Source organism: Streptomyces sp. NPDC008125 (assembly GCF_042957125.1).
Taxonomy (GTDB): Bacteria; Actinomycetota; Actinomycetes; order Streptomycetales; family Streptomycetaceae; genus Streptomyces.
Genome location: NZ_JBIBHR010000050.1, coordinates 1 through 6,070, shown reverse-complemented (window position 1 = coordinate 6,070; position 6,070 = coordinate 1). Strand labels below are relative to the sequence as shown.

Genomic DNA, 6,070 nt, shown 5'->3' with positions numbered 1-6,070 from the left:
TCCCAGCATGCACATGGCGAACGGCTGGCTCGTACGGCGATCAGTCCCACGATCGAGCGATCACGAACCGAGGAAGATCGGACTTAACGCCCTCTAAGGGCTTGCCGGGAAACAAGTCGTGGCTTCCAGCTGTGGGGCTCGTTGGTCTGGTATGGGGAGACCGGAGGGGATCGAGGCCGTTCTGGCGGCGAAGTTCCAGGTGTTGTTGCCGCATCTGGACGAGCGTCAGCGTCGGCTGGCCATAGGAGCGGAAGCACTGTCCCTGGGGCATGGCGGCATCAGGATCGTCGCCGCTGCAGCCGGGGTTCGAGAGGCCACGGTCTCGCGTGGGGCGGCTGAACTGGACTCCGGTCAGGCCCCGTTGGGGCGGGTGCGCCATCCCGGCGGAGGGCGGAAGAAGGCGGCCGAGCTGGACTCCGGGCTGCGGCCGGCACTACTTGCGCTGGTCGAGCCCGACGAGCGGGGCGACCCGATGTCGCCGCTGCGCTGGACGACGAAGTCGACCCGGATGCTGGCGGCGGAGATCACCCGCCAAGGGCACCGGGTCTCCGCCGACACCGTCACCGGCCTGCTGCGGGAGGACGGCTTCAGCCTGCAGGCCAACGCCAAGACCATCGAAGGTGCCCAGCACCCCGACAGGGATGCCCAGTTCCGCTACCTCAACGAGCAGGCACGAGACCACAGGGACGCCGGGGACCCGGTGATCAGCGTGGACAGCAAGAAGAGGGAGCTGATCGGCGACTACAGGAACGCCGGGCATGAATGGCAGCCCGCAGGACAGCCCGTGAGGGTCAAGACGAACGACTTCCCCGGCCAGGCCGAGAAGGCAATTCCTTACGGAATCTACGACACGACGGCGAACACCGGCTGGATCAGCATCGGCACCGATCACGACACGGCGGCGTTCGCCGTCGCCTCGATCCGCCGCTGGTGGCAGGCGGTCGGCCGGCACGACTACCCCGGCGCCCGCCGGCTGCTGATCACCGCTGACGGTGGCGGCTCCAACGGCTACCGCACCCGCGGCTGGAAGACCAGCTCGCCGACCTCGCCGCCGAGACCAGTCTTGAGATCACGGTGTGTCACCTGCTGCCCGGCACCTCGAAGTGGAACAAGATCGAGCAGCGGCTGTTCTCCCACATCACCATGAACTGGCGAGGCAGGCTCCTGACCAGCCACGAAGTCATGCTCCAGACCATCGCCGCGACCACCAGCCGCACCGGCCTCACCGTCCAGGCCGAACTCGACAGCGGTGAGTACCCCACCGGCATCCGCGTCAGCGACGACGAGATCGCCGCCCTCCCCATCACCCGCCCCGCCACCGCTTCCAAGGCGACTGGAACTACACCCTCCACCCCCAGCGCCCGACGGACAGGGCGACCACCACCAGCACACAGGACGAGACCCAGGCGGACGGACCGGCCCGCCTCACGCGGCGTTCGCTACAGGACCCGGGACTGACGGGGATGACCCGCCGGCAGCTCAACGAACTCATCGACGTGCTGGCTCCAGCGATGGAGATTGCCAGCGTCAGCCCCACATCGTGCGCGGATACTTCAGCGGCCAGCGTGTCCGCTACATCCTCGACGAGCGAATCCCATGGGTCTCTGATCAATAGGACATGGTCTTAGCAGGTGCCGCCGTTGTCACAGGCGTCCATTAGGCTTGTCGCTCCTGTACACGCACGGGGAGTTCGAGCGGGGGGAGCAGCATGACGGACGCCAGCACGGGGCAGGGTAATTATCTCTACGAGCGGCTTACGGAGAAGAACTTCCAGCGCCTGTGCGCAGCGCTCCTCGCCCACGTCCATCCCGACGCACGCTGCTACCCGGTCGGGCACTCGGATGGCGGCCGGGACATGACCCGCACCGACGGCACCGAATTCATCGTCTATCAGGTGAAATGGACCAGTAAGGCCACCCAGAACCCGGTTTCCTGGCTCAGCGCCGCAGTCAAGGAGGAAGCGGACAACATCCGCCGGCTGGTGCGTGACGGCGCAACCCGATACGTGCTCATCACCTCCGTCGCCGGCACAGCTGTCCCGGGCCGGGGCAGCATGGATCGCCTGGACGCCGAATTCAGCCGCTTCAGAGGCGACTTCAACATCCCCATGCAGGTGTGGTGGCGCTCGGACATCGACGCGCGCATCGACGCTGCGCCCACCGAACTGAAGTGGGCTTACTCCGACATGCTGGCCGGCCACGACCTGGTCCGGTACTTCATCCATGGCGCCCAGGCAGCTGCCCAGGACCAGGAACTGCGGACGTTGGTGATGAAGGTGATCGCCACGCAGTGGGAGGAAGACTCCAAAGTCAAGTTCAAGCAGGTCGAACTGACTACCCACAACCTGGATGACCTGTTCGTTGACGTGGGCGCCACTCGTGTCTCCGAACCGAGCAACCTCCGCCGACCCCTTCCCGGATCGCTGGATCTCGGCCGGGACTCCGCCGACCTGGCCGGGGCCGCCCGCTACCTGATGCGCGCCGACCGACCGTTCACCCTGGTGCGAGGAGAACCCGGCCAAGGCAAGTCCACGTTGAGCCAGTACCTGTGCCAGCGCCACCGCGTGGCCTACCTCAACGAAGCCGACGAGTCCGCCACCGGCCCTGCCGCGCCGGAGCAACCGGCCGACCCGCGTATCGCACTGCGCATCGACCTGCACGACTACGCGGCCTGGCTTGCAGGACAGGACCCCTTCGCCGACGACATGGGAACGGCCAAGAAGCGGCTGCGCCGCGACGGGCAACTCGAGCAATTCCTTGCCGTGTTCCTCACCGCCCACGGCGGAGGGCTGCCCGCCGACGCTGCGACGGTGCACGACCTTCTGGACCGGCTCCCTGTCCTGGTAGTACTCGATGGGCTCGACGAAGTAGCCAGCCCCACGACGCGCAAGCGAGTCATCAACGAGATCGACACCTTCACCGCCCGGCTGCGCACCGCTCTCAACGCCCAGCTGATTGTCACCACCCGGCCCAACGCCTCAGAGCTGGCCGAACCGTCCGAAACTCTATTCGAGACTATCGCGCTCACCCGTCTCAGCCCTGAGCTGCGCAACACCTACCTGCACAAATGGGCGCGAGCTCGGGGCATATCAGGCCTCGACCTGGTCGAGCTGGAGCGGACGTTCAGGCAACGCTCCGCCGAGCCCCACATCGCCCAGCTAGCAGACAACCCCATGCAGCTGACGATCCTGTTGTTCCTGATGCAGCGGCGCGCCAACTCCGTGCCGAACAGCCGCACCGCGCTCTACACCTCCTACATGGAGACCTTCCTGGACAGGGAGGCGGAGAAGACGTCGACAGTCCACGAACACCGCGCCGACCTAGAGGAGGTCACGGCGTTCTTGGGATGGCATCTGCAGGCACGCGCTGAAGCGGAGAACGGCAACGGCCAGATGCCGACCCGCGAGTTGCTCAAAGCCGTCATGAACTACCTGTTTGACGTCGACAAGGACGAGTCGATGTTCACCGACTTGTTCACCGCCGTCACCGACCGGGTTTGGGCCCTCACAAGCAAGGTGCAGGGAACCTTCGAGTTCGACGTGCAGCCGCTGCGTGAGTACTTCGCAGCCCGCTACCTCTACGAGTACGCGGGTGCTGACCAGCGAGGCTTCGACACCGGCGAAGTGCTGCGCAACATGGTCCGGCGCGGATACTGGCTCAACACCTTGCGCTTCTACGCCGGATTCGCCAACCCCAACGAACTCGGGGGCATGGTCGAGGCGCTGGAGGAGGAGCGCGAGGCTGGCCTACACCCCAATCAGGTCCGCATCGCCGCCTGGAACCTGCTGGCCGATGGCGTGTTCATCGGACGCAAGCGCTCGCAGAACCGGGCTGCGGAGCTCTTCCTCGACGATTTGAGCGTCCGCCTCATTCATCACAGCGCCACCTACATGCACGAACTCCCAGAAGTAGCCGGGGACCGCGGCGGACATCACCTGGCGGCCGGACTGAGAGCGCGCGTCGAGAAGGACCCCGCCTCCCGGGCGACAGCCGAGCGCATCCGACTCGCGTCGCGTCTGGACGACCTCACCGAGTTCGATGCCTGGTGGCAGGACCACATGCTCGCGGCAGCCGGTACCGAAAGCCAGCGCACCTGGCTGGAGATCGCCGCACCTACCCAGAGCCTGGCACGCGCCGACGCTGAGGTCGTGAATCGTCTAGACCTGGCCGACCCGGCCACCTCAGCCGCGGCTCTCGCCGCCGGCGCAGTGGCGGAACCTTACTCTCCGGCAGAACACACACTTCTTCGCGCCGTCCTCGACGGCCACGCCAGCGACATCACCCACCCCTGCCCTGGCTACGTGGGAGACGTATTGCACGTACTTCGCCCTGACTACTACATGCGCAAGGCATGGGAACGGCCGGACATCGCAGACGAGCGTGAGGCTGGCGGGTCCCCGCAGCACCACCGGCACGGCGCATTCCGCCGCCTTCGCGAAAGGGACCCCCGTTTCGCTCTCCTACAGCAGAAGGCGAAGAACACCGCAGGGCAGGCGAATACCACATCAATCTGGGGCAACACCGCCCGCGCCGTCAGTGAACTGTTCGGACCATGCTGGCTGGCTGCCGAGATCGCCATTATTGGAGCGGCTGCCAATCCCAAAACGTTCCTTACCGGAGGAGACCTCACCCGGGACTCCGAATGCTTCGGCCCTCGCCCTGACTACGGGCGCTTGCTGCAAGAGATACGTCGCAACCGTGCGAACCCGACGTGGTGGACGGAGACCTTCACCACCTACACCGACCCGCTGTCACGAACAGTCTGGGTGCTGGCACTTATCAGCACTGCCACCCAAGACACACTTCTCGAGCACCTCGGACACGTTGACGACGCCACCAGCGAGATCCCGGATGAGATGCTGTCCGTACTGCGCCTGAGCTCCAGCCGACTGGGCGCTATGACCTCGGCCCGCCCCTTGTCAGAAGTTGCCCTGGCCGCCGCAGCCGACCGGAGTCTGGCTACTGTCAACCTCCTCACCCATCACGTCCGCAACAAACAGCTCGCTGCGTTGAGTGAGTCGACGCTGATCGACATGGCGCGCTATGGCGGCGCTGCCTGGCCAGCCCTGCACGCCTTGACCGAGCGGATGTCACACGCACTCACACCGCAACTGATGGACGGACTGAGAGCTTTTGGTCCCTACTCGCAAGGACCCTTTGGGGAGCCGCTCCACGTACGCGGCGACGTCTTCAACGGCGCCTCCGAAGCTGTTAGGGCCGTCCTTGACGCGCCATGCGACTACCCCGTCGAATGGGTCCTGGCAGCCGTCGCAGCAGCCGAACGTTCAGCTCTGGCCTCCGATGCCTCCTACCTGCAGGATGTGGCCCGCAAACAGAACTGGTTCACCCACCAAGATCGCTGAGACGAGCACCGGACGTTGAGTCAACCCGCGCCGCTCCCCGCATATGGGGTACCTCGGGCAGGGTCAGACCAGGTGTCTTGAGTTTTCTCCAGAGAAGGGCGCGCAGCGCGACATCGCCTCGCGGGGGTTACCGTCTCTAGCGGCGGGAGCTGCCAGCATGCAAGGACAGCCCCATGCGAAATGACCGCGTGGTACTGGCGCTCCCGAACACGGGTCTCCGGGCTGGCCGCATGGGGTCGGGTCGAGCTGGCACCCCATGCTTTTGCGGCTGAGGTAATCGATCAATGCGGCACTCCGCAGTTCCACATGCGGCTTTCAGTCGTTATCGTCCCGGCCGTAGCAGGGGCATCGGTGCCGCGGTCCGCGAACGTCTCGCGGCCGACGGCCGTGACATCGGCACGGGAGTTTCGCTCGCATGAGGCGGCCGTGAAGAGGTCCCCACCGCTGTCATCGTCGCCGGGCACAGATGCCTGACCGTTCGTGTTGGCACCGTAGGCGAGAACGATGTAGAAGGGTGTTCGATGTGGCAGGGCAGGATAGCCTGGGGTTGCCTTAACGGAGTTTGGTGGAGTCGAGGGTCACCAACTTAGACAACTCGAGTCCCGAGGTTCAACTGAATCCTCAAGCTGCATGTCAGCCGCCGCCGAGTAGGACCGCGACACGGCGACCGCGGGCAGGGTTCTCACCGGTCAGGCTGTCGTGCGAGGA

General features: G+C 65.5%; 1 protein-coding gene and 1 pseudogene. Both read left to right on the top strand.

Features of this window, described 5'->3' with window-relative positions:
- Nucleotides 1-151: 151 nt before the first annotated feature.
- Nucleotides 152-1,358, top strand: a pseudogene (locus ACFZAX_RS35285) (ISAzo13 family transposase); the annotation flags it as partial.
- 350 nt (nt 1,359-1,708) lie between these two features.
- A complete protein-coding gene (locus tag ACFZAX_RS35280) occupies nt 1,709-5,362 on the top strand; it encodes an NACHT domain-containing protein (protein WP_390967054.1) in 3,654 nt (1,217 codons plus the stop codon).
- Nucleotides 5,363-6,070: the final 708 nt, after the last annotated feature.

What these genes read in the sequence shown, in the direction of transcription:
- ACFZAX_RS35280 (WP_390967054.1), top strand. Translation starts at nt 1,709, where the DNA reads ATGACGGACGCCAGCACGGGGCAGGGTAATTATCTCTACGAGCGGCTT.